The sequence below is a fragment of the Desulfovibrio sp. ZJ369 genome, from assembly GCF_011039085.1.
Classification (GTDB): Bacteria; Desulfobacterota; Desulfovibrionia; order Desulfovibrionales; family Desulfovibrionaceae; genus Desulfovibrio.
This window is the reverse complement of the sequence record NZ_JAAKEI010000021.1, coordinates 24,793-41,244: the sequence shown is the minus strand read 5'-3', so window position 1 is coordinate 41,244 and position 16,452 is coordinate 24,793. Positions and strand designations below refer to the sequence as shown.

At 65.7% G+C, this 16,452-nt stretch carries 14 protein-coding genes; all 14 read right to left on the bottom strand.

The genetic code is table 11. From position 1 onward, the window contains the following. The coding region (locus G7Y51_RS08445) for an Arm DNA-binding domain-containing protein (RefSeq protein ID WP_165176464.1) at positions 1 to 146 on the bottom strand (146 nt) is incomplete at its 3' end. 357 nt (positions 147 to 503) lie between these two features. Then, complete coding sequence (locus tag G7Y51_RS08440; protein WP_165176462.1) at positions 504 to 1,145, bottom strand: hypothetical protein; 642 nt, start codon at positions 1,143 to 1,145, stop codon at positions 504 to 506. Further along, positions 1,142 to 1,546: a DUF4150 domain-containing protein gene (locus tag G7Y51_RS08435; protein ID WP_165176460.1), complete on the bottom strand. Its 405-nt coding sequence runs from the start codon at positions 1,544 to 1,546 to the stop codon at positions 1,142 to 1,144. The genes G7Y51_RS08440 and G7Y51_RS08435 overlap by 4 nt, the downstream gene beginning before the upstream one ends. A gap of 10 nt (positions 1,547 to 1,556) precedes the next feature. Then, positions 1,557 to 2,192 (bottom strand): DUF3540 domain-containing protein, encoded by a 636-nt coding sequence (locus G7Y51_RS08430; RefSeq protein WP_165176458.1) that lies wholly within the window; start codon positions 2,190 to 2,192, stop codon positions 1,557 to 1,559. Further along, positions 2,189 to 3,271, bottom strand: a complete 1,083-nt coding sequence (locus G7Y51_RS08425) for a pentapeptide repeat-containing protein (protein WP_165176456.1) — start codon at positions 3,269 to 3,271, stop codon at positions 2,189 to 2,191. Before G7Y51_RS08425 ends, G7Y51_RS08430 begins: the two co-directional genes overlap by 4 nt. After that, positions 3,268 to 7,149 carry a DUF2169 domain-containing protein gene (locus tag G7Y51_RS08420; RefSeq protein ID WP_165176454.1) on the bottom strand — a complete coding sequence of 1,294 codons (3,882 nt, stop codon included), beginning with the start codon at positions 7,147 to 7,149 and terminating at the stop codon, positions 3,268 to 3,270. Before G7Y51_RS08420 ends, G7Y51_RS08425 begins: the two co-directional genes overlap by 4 nt. Positions 7,150 to 7,152: 3 nt before the next feature. After that, the gene (locus tag G7Y51_RS08415; RefSeq protein ID WP_165176452.1) at positions 7,153 to 8,208 is read right to left on the bottom strand and encodes a hypothetical protein; all 1,056 of its coding nucleotides are present in this window, start codon (positions 8,206 to 8,208) and stop codon (positions 7,153 to 7,155) included. Positions 8,209 to 8,218: 10 nt separating this feature from the next. Then, the gene (locus G7Y51_RS08410) at positions 8,219 to 8,887 is read right to left on the bottom strand and encodes a hypothetical protein (protein ID WP_165176450.1); all 669 of its coding nucleotides are present in this window, start codon (positions 8,885 to 8,887) and stop codon (positions 8,219 to 8,221) included. A gap of 27 nt (positions 8,888 to 8,914) precedes the next feature. Further along, a complete protein-coding gene (locus tag G7Y51_RS08405) occupies positions 8,915 to 9,577 on the bottom strand; it encodes a hypothetical protein (protein WP_165176448.1) in 663 nt (220 codons plus the stop codon). Beyond that, complete coding sequence (tssI, locus tag G7Y51_RS08400; protein WP_165176446.1) at positions 9,577 to 11,133, bottom strand: type VI secretion system tip protein TssI/VgrG; 1,557 nt, start codon at positions 11,131 to 11,133, stop codon at positions 9,577 to 9,579. The genes G7Y51_RS08405 and tssI overlap by 1 nt, the downstream gene beginning before the upstream one ends. Then, positions 11,130 to 11,390, bottom strand: coding sequence for a hypothetical protein (locus G7Y51_RS08395; protein ID WP_165067381.1), 261 nt, complete (start codon positions 11,388 to 11,390; stop codon positions 11,130 to 11,132). Before G7Y51_RS08395 ends, tssI begins: the two co-directional genes overlap by 4 nt. A gap of 33 nt (positions 11,391 to 11,423) precedes the next feature. Next, entirely contained in the window at positions 11,424 to 12,005 is a 582-nt protein-coding gene (locus G7Y51_RS08390; RefSeq protein WP_165176444.1) for a hypothetical protein, read from the bottom strand. Next, positions 12,002 to 15,553, bottom strand: a complete 3,552-nt coding sequence (locus G7Y51_RS08385) for a type VI secretion protein IcmF/TssM N-terminal domain-containing protein (protein WP_165176442.1) — start codon at positions 15,551 to 15,553, stop codon at positions 12,002 to 12,004. Before G7Y51_RS08385 ends, G7Y51_RS08390 begins: the two co-directional genes overlap by 4 nt. After that, positions 15,550 to 16,452 carry a DotU family type IV/VI secretion system protein gene (locus G7Y51_RS08380; protein ID WP_165176440.1) on the bottom strand — a complete coding sequence of 301 codons (903 nt, stop codon included), beginning with the start codon at positions 16,450 to 16,452 and terminating at the stop codon, positions 15,550 to 15,552. The genes G7Y51_RS08385 and G7Y51_RS08380 overlap by 4 nt, the downstream gene beginning before the upstream one ends.

The following is a 16,452-nucleotide window of genomic DNA, read 5'->3' as shown; positions in this document are numbered from 1 at the left end:
TTTTGCTTGCCCGCGAAGCGGTACGCCAAGCGCCACGATTTTTTGCCCGTGGGCGTGACGTAGAGGAACAGGCCCCCGCCGTCCGAGTGCTTCTGAATCTTGCCGTTGGCTATGACATGCCGTATGAATGTGTCGGTCAGTTTCATCCGGCCACCTCCAGAGTGGTGTTTCTTGGTACGGCTGGACTGACTGCTACCAACATATTTCTGAAAAAACCTTTTGATACAAGGTAGTACAAAAAATATGCCGGTAGCTGAGAGGGGAACCCCGCTCAGTTTCCCAAGGTCGGGGGCAGCACTGCCCGACCTTGGGAAACGCCGTCATTGACAGCCCAGACCTACCAAAAGACTACCAACACGTCTACCAACGGTTTTTGTGGATTCTGGAGGATTTGGGTGGATGGCATGAAGCAAAGAGAGATATTTAACATAATGAAATAGCATGTTAAATAGATATTTTTGGACTTCTTGGGATTTATTGGGTAACTTCAAAAGCAAAACGCTCTAATCCGCCACCGCCTTTTGCCGGGACTCCTTTTGAATATGGCGGCGCAGGGCCTCCTCAGCCAAAGCGTCGCTGGCGCGAGTGCTCCGGCAGCGCCGCATGGCCGCCGGGCTTTCAAAAGCCAGGGTATAGCTCTCAAAATTTTTGATCTTGTAATAGGAGACGGTCACGTTGGGGTAGACCTTGCGGTAGGCCCGTTCCGGACGCATAAAACCGCCGGGTCCGCCGTCGGCAGGGGGAACGGCGAGATCCGTGCCTTTGATCCCGTAGCGTTCGCGGGCCCGGGCCAGGATGGTCGCGCCGTCTTCCCCGCTGGCGTAAATGCCCACGGTTTCCCCGGTTTCCGGGCAGGAGGCCAGATAGACATGGGTGAACAGGCGGTGACGCTTGCCCGCGGTAAAGGCCTCCACCAGATACGCATCCGCCCCTGTCCTCTCGGTCCTGGTGAGCAGATAGCCCTTGCGTTTCAGGGTTCGTCGAATCTCGCGCGGCGGCGTTTCCAGTGTGACGCCGAACACCTGGTATTCAAGAGGCTTGAGCTTGCTGAAGGACGCCGTTCCGGCCGGGAGCGCAACAAAGGTCAGCAGCAACGCCAGGAGCAGCGCCGGGAGAGCGCCTGCGGGAAGGCGGCGGCCCTTCATCGCAGCACCGTCACAAAGGTCTGGCTGGGCGCAATGCAGGTGGACGTGCCGTTGGGCGTCATGCCCATGGCGTTGCAGCCGCCCGCGCTGGTCAGGCGCATAACCGGCGTGCCGCCCACAATGAGCGAGGTGCTGCCGGAAATCCACATGTTCTGGCCCTTGATCATGTGTGAAACCACGCCGGTGCCCGCGCCGGGCTCGTCGCCGGAGCTCGTGGCGATGCTGGCCATCTGATTGACCGCAGGAGTGCCGCCCATGAGCACTGTGGCTACGGCCGAGGGGCACATGGAAGTCATGCCGGTATTGGGATAGGGCGTGGGCACCGGGCCCGCGGGCGTGGGCGTGAGGCAGGTGTCGGGCATGCCCATAGTCTGGCCCGTGCCCATCGTCAGGGCGAACATGGCGCACTCCTTATGAAATATGGACCTGCGGCGCGTCAATGCGCACGATTTCCGCGGCCGTCTGCTCAATGCCGCCCGCCTGCACGGCGGCCTGCCCGCTGACCGACAGGCGGCTGCTGGCGGCCTGGGTTTCATCGTGCCCGCGCACCAGACGGACGGACGAGCCCAGACGGGCCGTAAGGCGCTCAAAGGTCTGTTCCAGACGCTGGCCCGCCGCGCGCAGCGTGCGCGCCAGCAGGCCGCACTCGCCCAGAACGGCCTGGGCTTTGGCGGCGCGCACCTCAAGCCGGGCGGCGTCCAGACCGGTCTCGGGCGCGGTCAGGCGCAAGGCTGTGGCGCTGTTGAGCCGCAGAGGCAGCGGCGAGTTCAGCGTTGCGCCGTGGGGAAAATGCAGGACGGCCTCGCTTTCCCCGCGCGTGAGCACGGCCAGCACAAAAGCCCGGCCGTCGGGCAGAGGAGCAAAGAGCACTTCGTCGCCCTTTTGCGGAGCCAGCAGGCAGGAGGCGGCCGGTTGCGCGTGCCAGCGGCAGCCCCGGCCGAGCAGGATCAGGCTTGCGCGGCCGGCCTCCAGCACGCAGCCCGTTTCCAGTGTGGGCGCGCCGGGGGAGGCGGCGCGGATATGGAGATCAACGGCGGTTGTATTCATGGCTTTTTCTCCGTGAAAGAGGGGGGAAAGATCAGATGCCAGTCTTCGCTGCGGGCGCGTTCGGGATCCTCGCCGTGCGCCAGGGCGGTTTTGGCTCCGTCAAGAAGCGCGTTCTGGATCAGGCAGCGGTGCATGCGGGCCGCCGTGAAGTCCGCGCGGACACAACAGGCCCGCCGCAGGTCGGCGTGCGAAAGGTCGGCGCGAAAGAACACTGCCTCGTCGGCGCGCGCGCCGTCCAGTACGGTCCCGGTCAGAATCGCATCGGAAAAGTCGGCCCGGCGGCAGTCGGCGCCGCTGAGATCCGCCTGCATGAACATGGCCTCGAAAAAGCGGCCGTCCGCCAGCAGCGCGCCGGGCAGGGCGGCCTCGCGGAACAGGCATTGGGCCGTTTGCGCGTGGGAGAAATCCGCGCCGTCCAGCCTGGCCTTCAGAAAATTCACGCCCGTGAGCGCGGCGCGGCTGAAACTGGCCCCGCGCAGATCGGAAAAGGTGAACTGCGTGTGGCTGAGTTCCATGCCTGAAAAATTATATCCCGGCAAGGCAGAGGAAATGAGGCAGGTTTTTTCCAGACGCGCGCCCCGCAGCAGGGCCTGGGCCAGATCCGTTTCCAGAAAGGAGCTGGTGCTGAGATCCGTGCGGCTGAAATCCGCGCCCGCGCAGCGGCACTTCCGTATCATGGTGCGCACGCAGCGGGCCTGCGCGAAATCCGCGTGCGAGAAATCGCAGTTCTGAAACGAGCAGGTGTGGAAGCTGCTCCCGCCGAAGTCCGCGCCGCTGAAGTCGCCGTCCTCGACCGAGACCCGCTCCAGACGCATGTCCCGCAGCCTGCCGCCGGGCAGGCGCATAGAGTTGAAGAAAACCCCTTCCAGAACAATGCCGGAAAAGTCCGCTCCCGTGCAGTCGCAATCCCTGAAGGCCGTCCGGCTGATGTTCGCCCCGGCCAGATTGGCTCCGCGCAGGTTCACGCGTTCGAACCAGCCGCCGGCAAGATCCGCGCCGGAAAGGTCAATGCCCGACAGATCAAGGTCTTCCAGAAACTGTTCCTCAGCAATGGCGTCCAGCACGTCCTGACGGGTCATCGGCTCATCTCCGTTTTGCGGAGCAGATGTTCGGCCCCGTCCAGCAGGGTGCGGGCGAGATTGGCCCCTTGCAGCGCGGTTTCGCCCATGACGGTTTTATAGAGTTCCGCGCCGTAGAGATTGGCTTCGCGCAGATCCGCCCGCACCAGGCGCGTGCGGCGCAGGGAAGCGCCGGGCAGGCTGGCGCGGCGCAGATCGGCTTGCTCAAGATCGCTGTGCCGGATTTGCAGCTCCGGCCCGGTGCAGCCCGCCAGCACGGCGCGCGGCATTTCGCAGTGATCCACGCAGGCAGCCGCCAGGGAGCAGGCCTCAAAATGCGCGGCGGGCAGCCGCGACTGGCGGAAGGAGGCTCTGTCCAGCCGGCACTGGCGGCAGGCAAAGCCCGTCAACGCGCTGTCCAGGAGCACGCGCAGATTTTCGCAGTCGCTGCGGACAAAGCGCAGGCCGTCGCCCGTGCAGGAAGTGAAGGCCGTTTCCAGAAAAGCCCCGTCCTCGAAAGTGAAGTTGCTGATTTCCGACTTGATCAGAGCGCATTTGCGCAGACGGCAGCCGCGGAAAAACACCTCGCGCAACACGCTTTGCGTCATGGTGAACAATTCAAGGCTCAAACCCGCGAAATGCCCGCGCAGCATACAGTCCTGCATGCCGCCCAGTTTGAAGGCCGCGTCTTGCCAGTCCACGTCTTCAAAAACGCAGTCCCGCCACTGGACCAGCTCGGCACGCATACCCCGGGCGCGCGAGGCTGTGAAGCCGCATTCCGCAACGCTGCAGAGTTTGAGGCTTGCCCCGTCCAGAGCGGCCTCGCGGCAGTTGACCCTGGTGAGGGCGGCTTTTTCAAACACGGCCCCGGTAAGGTCGGCCCGGCTCAGATTCACATCCTCAAGAAACATGTCCCGGAAGGCGCAGTTGCTGAGGTCGCAGCCGGAAAGATCCAGCCCCTTGAGCGTCAGGCCCTGCGTGTCGCCCCCGCGCAGCCGCGCCAGGGCGAGATCCGGCGTCATGGCCTGGGGATTGAGCACAGCCTCGGCGCCGGGCACATCCTTCACCCAGGCCGGGGCGCGTTGGGCCGGGCTTTTGCTCCACAGGGCCCGGACTTCGGCCAGTTGGGCGCGGCCCTGGATCTGGGCGGCGCGGCCTTTTTCCAGAGTGGCCATGTAGTCTGCTTTGAGTTCCTGCATGGCCTGGGCGTCGGCCGGGCGGTTCAGGCGGCGCAGCAGCGCGCTTTTTTCGTCGAAAATCTTCAAGGCCTGCGGGTCGGGCGGCGGCACGTCCGGCATGGTTGCGGCTTCCGGCATGGAAGGCAGGGGCGGCAGGCCCCGTGCCGCCAGCAGCGCGTTGGCCTCACGTTCGCCTTGGGCCATGCTTTTTTCAAAGTCGCTCCTCACGGCCCCGGCCGCGGCGCGCAGTCTGTCCGACTGCCGCCGCACGATGCCCGTCGCGTCCGGGACGGGCAGTTTCAGGCTGAAGGCGGGTCTGCCGTGTTTGTCTTTGCCCAGGCTCAGGCCGCCCTCGCTTTCAGCCGGGGGCAGGGCCACGCCGCGTTTTTCCAGTTCAGCGCGCAGCCAGGCCCGGATGTCGAGCCCCAGCGCGCGGGCCGCCCCCAGGTGCGGCGCGGCGTATTTTTCCGGCCAGGCAAGGGCTTCCAGACCGGGCACAAGGGCGGTCCAGGGCGCGGCCAGTTGCGCGGCGCGGGCCGCATGCGCGCTTTCGCCGAAAGCGGGCGACACAGGGGGCAGCCCATCCTCCGCTTCTTCCACGGGCAGCGGCGGCACGGGCCAGAGCGCGCAGGGCGCGTTTGCGAGGGCCTCGCGCACCGCGTCCGGCGGTTTTGCGGCGGGCGAGGTGGCGATCAGCACGGCGCACAGATCGCCGGCCTGGCCGTACAGAAGCCAGGCGGCCAGCGGATCCGGAGCCAGCAGCACGGGCTTGGGCCGCGTGCCGCCCAGCAGTTGCGCGCCCTCGCGCGAGCCCGGAAACACGGTTTCCACGCAGGGCAGAAAGGCGGCGCAGGGGTTTTCAGCCGTGGGCAGGGGGCGCACCGCCAGGCGCACGCAACGCGCGCCCTGAAAATGCCCCAGCAACAGTCCGGCGGGCAGGGGGGGCGCATCGGCGGGCAGGACGTCGGCCTCCAGTCCCCATTGCGCGGGCTCCAGGCGGCAGGGCGAGGGCAAGAGCGCGGGCATGGCCTTGCCGATGTCCGCCGGACGCAGGCCCGCCCGCTCCAGGAGAGCCGCTGTCTCGTCCCCGTCCGCCGGATGTCGCGCCAGCAGGGCCAGGGCGGCCTCGCTCCAGAGTTCTTCGGGCGGCAGGGCCTCGTCCTGGGGAATATCCGTATGGCCCGCCTCTGCCAGAGCCTGGCGCGAGGCGGCGGGCAGCGCGGCGAATTTTTCGCGCAGGTCGTGCATGGCCGCGGCGCTCTGCGCCTCGCTCCCGGCTATCAGGGCGTCCATTTCCCGCATGTCCGCCTCGGCTCTGTCCAGTCCGGCCAGCATGGAAAGGACGGAGTCGCGCAAGGCGTCCATCTGGCGCGGGTCGATTTTGACCATGTGCCCGAAACGCCCGCGCATCCGCTGCATGCACTGGCGGGCGTCCTCAATACGCTCCAGAGCCGCGGCGGCCTGCTTTCTGGCCCGGGCGATGCGGCCCGCGCCGTGCGCGGGCAGAACGGGCGCGCTGCCCAGGGCGCGATCCACGGCCAGGGCCACATCCTCCTCGGCGGTGCGCACCGCGGCTTTGGCCTTTTCCACGGCCGCCAGGGCCGCGTCGGGGATTTGGGGCGCGGCGGGCCGGACACGACGCAGACGACGCTTCTGCTCCTCATACCAGTGCGCCGCGTCCGTGGGGGCGGCGTCCGCTTCCTCCACCACCGGGAAAAGGCGGATGATGTCGCTGTGCTCGTCGTCGGCTGTGGGCAGCACCGCGCGGTAGAGGACCAGACCGCGCTCAATGCCGGGGAAAAGCCAGACGGTTTCCAGGCGCGCGGCGCACTCCTCGAAAACATCGCCCGGCAGTGCGGCAAAAGGATCCGCGGCAAGGCAGGGCCTGCCCTCCCGCAGCCGGGCTGCGCGCGCCTCACGGCGCGTGGCGAAAACGCGTACCCTTTTGCGGGGCAGGCGGCTTTGCAGCACGGCTTTGCCCGGGTGCATGTGGCGGATTTCCACTTCTTCCCCGCCCGTGAAATAGCCGGCGGGCAGACGTTGCGCCGGAGCGGCGAGGTTGAAAAACATTTCGTCCACGTCTGCCGGAAAGCCGGGCCAGTGCTCTGCCAGCCAGGCCGCGCCGTAGGCGCCTGCCAGGGCCAGGCGCGAGGGCGCGTCCGGCGGAATGGGCAGAAAGCAGGCTGGAACGGGCCGGGCGTCCGGCGCAAGCATCAGGCCCGTGGCCGGATCTTCCACATTGGGCAGGGGGCGCGCGTTTTCGCCCCAGGGCGTCTCAGCCCTGGCCGCGCCTTTGCCCAGGGGATTTTCCGCGCAGCCCTCGCCGCCAAAGGCCTGGGCCCAGGTCAGGGGCATGCGTTCCGCCGGGCGTGGTTCAGAAGGGGCCCCGGCGCGCCAGAAGCGATCGCCGAAAACCGCCAGTTCGCGCCGCACCGGCCCCACCCGGATGGAAACCGCGCCGCCGGGCGCGGGCCTGCCGCCGGGCGCGCACCACTCCCCGGCGGCCAGCACTTCGCCGCGCGCCTTGGGAAAGCCCGGATCCAGGACAGCGTCCTTGCCGAGAACCGCCATGATTTCCGGCCAGAGACGCTGCTCGGAAAGCGGCACGTCCGGCGCGTCCAGGGCAAAATAGAGCAGCACGGCCGCTTGCAGTTGCCAGCGTCCGCCCACGGCAAAGGAGGAGAAAAGCAGGCCGGTCTCGGCGTCTTTCAGGATATGCATGGCTCAGTTCAGCAGGGTTGCGACGGCGTCGGCGCTGCTCTGCGCAGCAAGCGTGCTGCTGCTGACATGGGATTGAGTGCAGGAGGCCGCGGTGCGTGTGCTCTCGACGCTTGCGCTTTGGATGCTCCCCGCCAGGGTATTGGCCACGCCCACGGTTGTGTCGTTCTTTTCGGCGAGATTCGTGCTCTGCGCAGCCACGGTGTTGAGCTCCGCCACAGCCGTTGTGCACTGCTCGTTAAGCCGCTCCACGGTTGCCGTTATCTCGTTGTTCATCGCCTCCACCTCTGCCTTTGTGGCGCAGGTTTGCAGGCTGTTTTTTATGCGCTTCATATCTTCACCCGCTACTTTGATCCGCTGGCAGAGGCTTTTGTACACTTTGTTTTTTCGGCCTATGCAGGTTACTGCGTTAATCGTCTGATTTTCGTTCCTGACCCGCTTGAGCAGCCTGCTGCGGTCGGAAATGATGCTGATGCCGTAATTCACCTTGAATTCCACCGGTGCGGCCGTATAGAGAAATTTGGCTCCTGCGACCATGTCGATTTTGCTGCCTATGACCACGCTGGTGCTTTCACCCACAATGAGCTCATTGCTGGCCGAAGCCTGGAGTTTGAGAACCGGCATGACCAGGGCGATGCTGTTGGGGCCTCGTGCGGTATGCTCGTCCACATACGAAGGAGACTCGCCCGGCGGCGGTTCAACCGGAGAGGGTTCCACGGGCGGCGGTTCCACGGGCGGCGGTTCTACCGGCGGCGGTTCCACGGGCGGCGGTTCAACTGGAGACGGTTCCACGGGCGGCGGTTCCACTGGAGACGGTTCCACTGGAGACGGTTCCACTGGAGACGGTTCTACCGGGGGCTCGGCCGGAGCGCCGCCGTCTTCCGGAGCATCGGTTTCACCCGGCCTGGGATCTTCCTGAGCCGGATCTGCGTTACTCTGCCCGTCCTGATCCGGGGCATTTTGATCCGGATTGTCCGCGGCATCCGGCGCGTGATCCTGGTCAGGTTCGGCTTGGGAAGAAAAAGCCTCAGGCCGGGCGGGCGTTGCGAAATCGGAAGGCATGGGTGTTTCCTCACTTGATGACTATCTCAGCGAGAGTGGTCATTATTTCTCCGCTTTCATGCCCCTCAGCCATGATGCTGCTGGCAGTCTCCACCACTTCGTTCAGAGTGCCGAGATATTCCTCGCTTTTGCCCTGGGCGCGGATCATTTGCCCGAAGTTTTGGTTGACCGTCCCTTGCGCCCGGTTGAGATTCACCAGCGTGCTCTGCGCCTGCGTTACAGTTTGAGCGGCGGTGGCGCATACCTCTGTGAAGCGCGTGTCTATCTGCGTGGCGGCATCGGCGATCTTTTGCCCCGCGGCGCAAAGCTCGACCCACTCCCTGATGTTTTCCATCTTCTGCCCTATCGCTTCGCAAGATTCCGCCACGGTGCTTAATTTTCTCCTGCTTCTCTCCACGGATTTGTTGGTGGTGGTGATCCTGGCGCTCTGCCAGACGCACTTCTTCTTCACGTTTTCCAGCACGGCATGGGCTGACAGACGGCAGGTGACGCTTGCCCCGGTTGTGGACAGCACATTGCAGGCAAGAAAGGAGGTGCTGTACTGAGCGCCCACGATGTCTTTGTTCACCACGAGGAAGGCAACTGTGTTCCAGGCCTTGACCGTGGCGTTGAACCAGCCGGTGGTGCAGAATTCCATGCCCGTGGCAGTGGGAATGTCTTGCGGGTCGGTATTGCTCATTCCTTTTCTCCCCGGCCTTGCCCGTGTTCATTCCTGGATGTGGCTGCCTGCGGTTTCGTTGCAGGTGACGGCTGTTTGCACGGTGTTTGCGCAAGTTCTCCGGCGGACGGTCTCGGCCCGCCTGCTTTGGCTTGCCACCTCGGAAACCGTGCATGCGTTGGTTGTGCCTGTTCCGTTGATTTCCTCCCGCGCGGCGCCGGCAGTGTTGTGCAGGCCGGCGAGTTCATCCCGCAGGGCGGTCACCTCGCGGACGGAGCCGTCTACCCTGCCCTGCGAACTTTGAAGGCTCTGGCGCGTCGCAGCGACGCTGGCTTTCTGGTTCACATTGCGCAAAGAGTTGGCCGCAGTGTTTATACTGTTTTCTATCTCAGTTAAAAGAGTATCAATGCGTTCCATCTCCATGCCGATGATGTCGATCTCCGCGCCGTTCAGGACAACCAGGCGTCCGCAATTTTCCACATGCATGAAATCCTTGATCAGATCCGCGGCAAAGGCCGTGCCCTCGCACATGGCCCCCATATCCGCCAGCCAGCGCAGGCCGTTAACCGAGTCGGCCTTGAAGCCTATGGTCACGCTGCCGCTTTCGCCCCCAATCAGGGTATTGTAAAACTGCGCGGAGATTTTGAAGGCCTCTGTGGCGCACAATTCAAAGCCGTTGCCGGAAATCAGGTTTTGCGCGTCGTCGTCCATCAGATCTTCCCTATTTTGATGTAGGTGCCCCCGTCAGCCGAGGAGAGCAGGATATGCTCCTGCCCCTGGGCGTCCTCCAGTCGGATTTTCTGGCCCGTGGCGCTGTGCAGGGCGATCTGTGTGGCATTGGCGTCCGTCACCGGGCTGGGCGTCACGGGATTGGGCACTGCGCCCATAATCACGGGCCTGTCCGGGTCGCCGTCCACAAAGCCGACCATGACTTCCGTGCCCTTGTGCAGGGGCGCGTGAAAGCCCATGCCCTCGCCGGCAAAGGGCTGCATCATGCGCAGCCAGCAGGAGGCCTTGCCGCTGCCGCGCCCCGAAGCGTCAAAGGGCAGAATGACCTTGTAGCGGCCCGCTGCGTCCAGTTCGGCATAGCGGCCCGATCCCTGGCCGTCCACCCTGGCCGGCACGCAGCCGGCCACGCGCGGCCAGGGCGTCACGCGCGCGGGGCGGAATTGCGCGGAGGCCGGGATGCACTCGAAACTGTTGCGGTAGTGCAGCCTGTCCGCGTCGTCCAGGCCCTGAAGGCCGTAGGCCCTGACCAGCAGGCGGGCCTGGCTGCCCTCATGGCGCACGGCCGTGGTCAGGTAGGCGCGGTTCCAGGCGGAACGGAAGTGCCGCTGCAGGCTGAAGGTGTAGCCGGGTCGCAGGGCCGGATTGTGGGAAATTCCGGCATAGATCTCAGCCTGGCAGAGCAGGGCCTGGGCTTCGCTGCGGGCCAGGGCCGCGCCTTCGTCCGGGTCGGCGTAATTGTCGCCGTAACGGTAAAAGACGCCGCGCCCGTCGTTGCGCACCGGGGCCGTGCAGGTCAGATCCAGATCCGGCTTTTGGGGATTGTAGCTTTTGTAGCGCACCTCCCTGGGCAGAGGGCGGCAACGGCAGACAAAGTCCGCGATGACCTGCCCGGGATTGTCCGGCGCAAGCCCCGTAGGATCGGCGAAACGGCAGCTTTCATGGCCGGGCAGAGGGGTATGGGCCAGGGAGGCGTCCGTGAAGTTGCAGCAGGCCCCGGCAGGGCCGTGCGCAAACCAGTAGCAGATGCCCAGGCGTTCCAGCCAGCGGCTGATGAAGGCCAGATCCGTTTCGTCATATTGGCAGATGAATTCGCGTTTGGCGTACTTTTCACGGCATTGCCAGGCAAAGTCCGCGCCCTGGCTCAGGCCCGCCTCGGCCAGGATCTGGTTGACGGCCTCCACGGGCGAGAGATCCAGAAAAACGCGGTTCTGCCGGATAAGGGAAAGCCACCAGAGCTTGTGCCGCAGCCGGGCGCGGTACAGATAATGTTGGCCCAGGCGCTGCAACTGCTCGAATCCGCTCAGGATGCCCTTGTATTCCAGGTCGCCTTCGGGCGCGAAAGGCGCTTTGATGCTGAAGGAGGCCGCGCCCTGAAGCACGGCGGCGGGATCGATATTCTGTTCGGCAGAGAGGAGCAGCACGTCGAACTCGTACAGGCTCGAAATGCCTTCGGTGCCGGAAAAGCGCAGCACGTCAAAAGCGTCCGCAGCCAGGGCGTCGCTGGCAAAGGTAAAGACGGCCTGGTGCAGGCGGCTCACGCTTTGTCCTCCTCCGGCGCGGCGGGCCGGACCAGACCGGCTTCACGCAGTTTTGCCACCACGCCGTCCAGCATCTGCCAGGTCTGGAGCACGGAGGCCAGCGGCATGACCAGGCGGCGCGACATTTCATACTGCGGCGGCCCTTCTTTGGCCGCGTCCTGCGGGGCTTCGGGAACCTCATCGTAGAAGTCGAAGCGCACCATGCCGTTGGCAAGGGAAATGTGGCCCACAATGTCATGATATATCTGACGGTGCATCTTTTTTCCTTTTTTGGGGTTTATGCCGCCGGCTCAGCGCCTGAAGGTCACGCTCAGCCTGTCCGGCCGCAGATCCGCCTCGGGCTGCGGGCCACGCTTGTGCCTTTTGTCCGCATAATAAAAGATGAAGCGCAGATAGTCCTTGCGGGGTATAATGCGCACCTTGCGGATAAGGGGATGCTCAAAGCGGTATTCTTCCCGGCCCCGGCGTTGCCAGGCCCCGTCCAGATCCACCATCCAGGCCGCCGGCGACTGCTGAAAGGCCGTGCGGCGCAAAACGCCCGGCACGCTCAGACGAAAGACCGCGCTGAAGGACGTTTTGTCCATCTCGAACTGCGGATCGGAAACCTCTGGTCTGGCGGCGGGCGGCACACTGACCGCGGGCGCGTGCGAGGCCGGCAGAACCGGCGGCGGATTCTGCGTTGCAGTGAGGAGGTCGCGCACGTTCTGCTGCCCGGCGGCGGGCGTGGGGGCCGCCTGGCGCGGCAGGGCAGGGGACGCGCTGAGGAAGAGAAAGCGCCACTCGCCGTAGCCGCTGGCCGCGAGCATGGCCGTCACCAGCAGGAACCACAGGGCCAGCAGGCCGTAGGGGCCGCGGTAGTCGAAGCTGCTCACGGGCGCCCTCCTTGTGGCCCGGCGGAAGCCGGAGGCGGAACCGTGCCGGAGCCGCGGAGAGCGGGCGCGCCGGCCAGCGAGGGCAGCCGTACGCCGGTGAGGCCGGCGTCCTCCCCCAGCGCGGCGGAAGCCCCGGCGCGGCAGACGGCCGCCGAGCGCGGCAGGCCCACGGGCGTGTAGCGTTGCGCGGCGAGCACTTCGTCCGCGCCCTTGAAGCCGTATCGGACATGGATTTCCTCCACGTCCAGGGCCTCAAGCGCCTGCTTCTGGGCGGGAAAATCCTCGGGCCGCAGCAGCAGATCGCCGCCCGCGGCTTCCCGCAGGAATTGCTGAAAAGCCCATTCGCCCTCCCATTTCCGGGTCACGTTCACCCCCTCAAAGGCCACTTCCAGGCTCACCGCGCCGCAGGTTGCGGGTTGCCAGACGAATTCCCTGCTTACCGGGTAATTGTAGTTGTCCAGGGTCTGGGTGGCGTCGCCGCATTCCAGGCGCAGGCTCACGCGGTGCGGCTTCTGGGCCATGTCGTTGACGTTGACCGGCCTGGCCGTAATATGCACCGCATACTTCTCCTTGACCTTGTTGTTCTCATTGATGCCCAGGTCCAGGAAGCGCAGCAGCTCCGGACTCACGGGATAGCTGACGCCCAGCCAGCGCGCCGGGCTCCAGCCGTCAGGCCGGGCGCGCAGAAAGGGCTTGGCCGGGCCGGTGACAAAGGCCCGCAGGGTGCTCTGATCCCCGAAAAGCTGATCCCAAAGGGCTTCGGGCGGCAGTTGGGCGGTATTGGCCAGCACCGTCGCGTCCCACAGGCTGTTGAGCGCGCAGGCCGAACGGTAGATCGCCAGGATCGTCTGAAAGGCCAGCGGCCCTTCCACCAGAGACCAGAACAGGCTGTGGTGGCTGTAGCCCTCATCCATGCGCGCCTTGAGTTCGGCCAGGGCGGTAAGGCCCGCGCTGACCGGCGTGCCCGCCGCGGCGCTGCCGCCCGTGTAGCCCGCCGCAGCCAGGGCCAGCGCGTTGCTGTCCGTGCGGGTGCTTGTGCGCAGCTCAGTCAGGGCCTTGGCATAGGCGGCGTACAGTTTGACGCTGTCGGCGCGGCGATCCGTCTCCCGGGCTTTGCCGCTGTCCACGGCGGTTTGCAGATTTTCCCTGGTTTCCGTGATCTTCTCGCCCAGGGTCTGTGGCGTGCCCTGCGCCGCATAGCCGTCGAGCACCGCCGTGAACTCGGCCGGCAGCGTGTCCCGCGCGGCCACGTCGCCCAGGGCGGCCACCGGCTCGAAGGCATCGGCCATGGCCCGGATGAAGCGGAAGAAGGGATTGTCCGCCTGGGCCATCTGCCCGGCCAGGACGCGCCATTGTTCCGGCTGCGTGTTGTCTTCGAGGCAGGCGCCAAAGGCGGCGGCCATGCGCCACCAGGCCGCGCGGTAGGCATTGGCGTAGCGGCGCTTGTAGTCGGCGGCCGACGCGGCGAAGGAGGCTTTGTCCAGAGCCGCGTTTTCCAGCGCTTGCAGCATGCTTTCCAGGCGCTTGAAGCCTTGCGGCGTGTAGGCCGGGGGCACATGAGGATCGGCCCTGGCGCGGGGCCAGAAGGCGTTCAGCCTGACCGGCGCTATGCTGGAGCGGGCGTTGAGCCATTCGGTGAGCCAGTTCAGGTCTGTGCCCAGCAGATCGAGGTAGGAGGCCAGGCGCAGCGACTGCTGGTCGATCTGAATGTCGCGCGAGCCGGGCGTTTCCCAGCGGGCATAGGCCGAAAAGACGTTGCTCAGGTATGCGCTGCCCGCGGGCAGCAGAGAGCCCAGGGTCTCGGCGAAACTGTCCACGCTGTCCTTGGCTGCCGGGGGCGTGGCGCCGTTTTTCACCGCCGTGAGCACGCTGTGCGCCCAGGCCTGGTAGTCGCAGAGGGCCACCAGGGCGCTGCGGCGGCGCTGTGGCGGCAGTTGGGCCAGCGTCGCGCTGACCACGGCCTCGTCCAGAGTCAGCAGACCGGGCCGGACCCAGTCCGCATAGGAATGTTTGAGGGCGCTCAGGGCCAGCCTGTTCTGGCTTTTGCCGGGCAGCATCCAGGCGTGGCTCTCCACCCGGCTTTCAAAATGTTTGATTTTTTCCGCCACGTCGCTGAGCAGGGCCACGCGCCTGGCTATGTCGGCGCTCAGCACCGGAGCTTGGGGCAATTGCAGGCTGATATCCTTGAGCGCGCGCATGTTGGAAACATAACTGGCGCTGAAATAGGCGCAGAGGGTCAGCAGAAAAAGCAGCCAGACCGCGCAGCGCAGATTGCGCCTGAATCCCAGGAGGTTGAGCCAGGTGTCCACGATCCGGCCGAGCCCCCGCTCTCTGGGCAGGATCGCCGTGAAAAAGTCGTGGAGAAATAAGGCGTTGTCCGTGCCTGGCAGGGCCCGGCCAACATCTTTGAAGGTGTTCAGTTCTGCCAGCAGATTGGAGCGCACCTGGCCCTCCTGCCTGCCGCTGGAAAAGAAGAGGCCGCGCAGGCGGGGCGCTTCCGCGTAGACGCTGGGCGCGAACGCCCCGCGCACAAAGGCCCGGATGCCGGGGTAGAGGCGCTCCAGTTCCTCGGGCAGCAGCACGGCCTCGGCATTGCCCGCGCGGGCGTGGGCAATGAAAAGCAGGCTGAGATCGCTCAGGCGGCGGCGCACATGGCTCAGGGCGCGCTCCAGAAATTCCTCGGCTCCGTCTCCGGCGCTGCGGTCGAGCAGGCCCAGGGCCTGCCGCAGCTCGGCTTCGTCCATGAGGCCCGCCAGGGCGTCCAGGCCCAGCACCTTGTCCATCTTGGTTATCAGCACATAGACCGGAAAACGCGCCCCCAGAGCGCGTACCATGCTGTCCATGCGCTTGCGCAGGGCCCGCCCATAGTCGCCCAGGGCGTCGGGGCTTTCGTTTTGCAGGCGTTCGGCCGAAAGTGTGAGGATAAGGCCGTTGAGCGGTTCGCGGCGGCGGTGGGCGGCCAGCAGGGAGAGAAATTCTTCCCATTCCCGGCGGTCGGCCTCTTCGCGGATGGGCACGGCGTAGCGCCCGGCCGTGTCCAGGATGACGGCCTCGTCAAAGAACCACCAGTCGCAGTTGCGGGTGTTGGCCACATGCGCCAGCGGGCCCGCTTCGCTGGCCGAGGCCGAGAGGCGCGCGTGCGAAATGGCGGTGGACTTGCCCGATCCCGATTCTCCGAAGATCATGAACCAGGGCAGGCTGTACAGAGGGTCTCCGCCCAGCCGCGCCGTGGAAGCGCGCAGCATGGCCACGCCGCGCGTCCAGCGTTGGCGCAGTTCCGCAATACGGCGATCCTCGTCGTCGTCCGTGAGGCTGGGGCGGTCGTGCTCCACCATCTTGCGGATGAAGCGCTCCTCCCGGCGCCGGCAGTACAGGCGGCGGCCCGCCAGAACGGCGATGACCGCGGCCAGCGCGCCCAGATAGAGAGCTCCCACCTCCAGCAGGCTCCAGCCCAGGCGCGTATGCAGCATGTAGCCGCCCAGGGCCAGCAGGTTGAGGATCAGCAGCAGAAGGAGCACGCGCAGGACGATGCCGAGCAATTTGTTCATGGCCGGCTCCCCAGCGCGGACAGCCATTGGACGACAAAAGCCGAAAGCATGTGCGCGTAAATCAGATAGACCAGAAGGGTCAGGGCGGCGGGGAACGCGCCGAAGAGCAGGACGCGCCGCCAGAAATCTTTTTTGTGCGGCCTGGAGGCCTTGGGCATGTAATAGGCTTCGGGCGTGATCACGCGCTGCCCGAGCGTGGCGCGGCCCCCCACGGCCCGCTCCAGGCTTTGCGCGGCCAGGGCGTAAAGCTTGTCCCGCTCGCTTTGGTCGTAATACTGCCCGCTGAAGCCCATGCACAGGCAGGCCCCGTACAGGCGCAGCAAATCCTCTGTGACGCTCCCGTCACGGGCCGAAGCCGCGGCCTCAGCCGTGCTTGCGGCAGCCACGGCCTGGTGGGGTTCGCAAGGCACGTTGCCGGGCGGCGTCTTTTCCCGGGCCTTCCGGCGTCCCTGCGCGGACTGGCGCCGCAGGTAGGCGGAAAAGCTTTCATGCTGCGTTGCCTGCGCCTCGCCGTTCTGTGGCGGCTGCGCCCGCGGGGCGGATTCGGGCATACGCAGCGGCGCGCCCTCGTGCCGGGTCAGGAGCGCGCGGCAATGCTCGTAAAACTCCGTACCCGCGTTCACCGTGCCGCAATAAAGCCGTTGCAGGGTTTGCCGCGCCCAGGCCGCGCGGCCCTGCCAGGACGTGGTCAGCAGGGCTTCGTCCACAAAGGCGCAGGCCGCGAAGAGCGCCTCATTCCGGGCTTCTTCGCTTTCGCCCGCGGACGCCGCCTCTGCTTCGGCCAGCAGGCGCTGCACATCGCCGCGCACAATTTCATAGGGCGTCTCGGCGAGGTCGGGCCGGTCGCGGAACAGCGCCGCAAAAGCCAGCAGGGGCAGATAGTTGCGAAAAAGGCCCAT

What these genes read in the sequence shown, in the direction of transcription:
- G7Y51_RS08420 (WP_165176454.1), bottom strand. Translation starts at nt 7,149, where the DNA reads ATGCATATCCTGAAAGACGCCGAGACCGGCCTGCTTTTCTCCTCCTTT.
- G7Y51_RS08435 (WP_165176460.1), bottom strand. Translation starts at nt 1,546, where the DNA reads ATGTTCGCCCTGACGATGGGCACGGGCCAGACTATGGGCATGCCCGAC.
- G7Y51_RS08415 (WP_165176452.1), bottom strand. Translation starts at nt 8,208, where the DNA reads ATGCCTTCCGATTTCGCAACGCCCGCCCGGCCTGAGGCTTTTTCTTCC.
- G7Y51_RS08395 (WP_165067381.1), bottom strand. Translation starts at nt 11,390, where the DNA reads ATGCACCGTCAGATATATCATGACATTGTGGGCCACATTTCCCTTGCC.
- G7Y51_RS08380 (WP_165176440.1), bottom strand. Translation starts at nt 16,452, where the DNA reads ATGGGCCTTTTTCGCAACTATCTGCCCCTGCTGGCTTTTGCGGCGCTG.
- G7Y51_RS08405 (WP_165176448.1), bottom strand. Translation starts at nt 9,577, where the DNA reads ATGGACGACGACGCGCAAAACCTGATTTCCGGCAACGGCTTTGAATTG.
- G7Y51_RS08430 (WP_165176458.1), bottom strand. Translation starts at nt 2,192, where the DNA reads ATGAATACAACCGCCGTTGATCTCCATATCCGCGCCGCCTCCCCCGGC.
- G7Y51_RS08385 (WP_165176442.1), bottom strand. Translation starts at nt 15,553, where the DNA reads ATGAACAAATTGCTCGGCATCGTCCTGCGCGTGCTCCTTCTGCTGCTG.
- G7Y51_RS08410 (WP_165176450.1), bottom strand. Translation starts at nt 8,887, where the DNA reads ATGAGCAATACCGACCCGCAAGACATTCCCACTGCCACGGGCATGGAA.
- G7Y51_RS08440 (WP_165176462.1), bottom strand. Translation starts at nt 1,145, where the DNA reads ATGAAGGGCCGCCGCCTTCCCGCAGGCGCTCTCCCGGCGCTGCTCCTG.
- G7Y51_RS08425 (WP_165176456.1), bottom strand. Translation starts at nt 3,271, where the DNA reads ATGACCCGTCAGGACGTGCTGGACGCCATTGCTGAGGAACAGTTTCTG.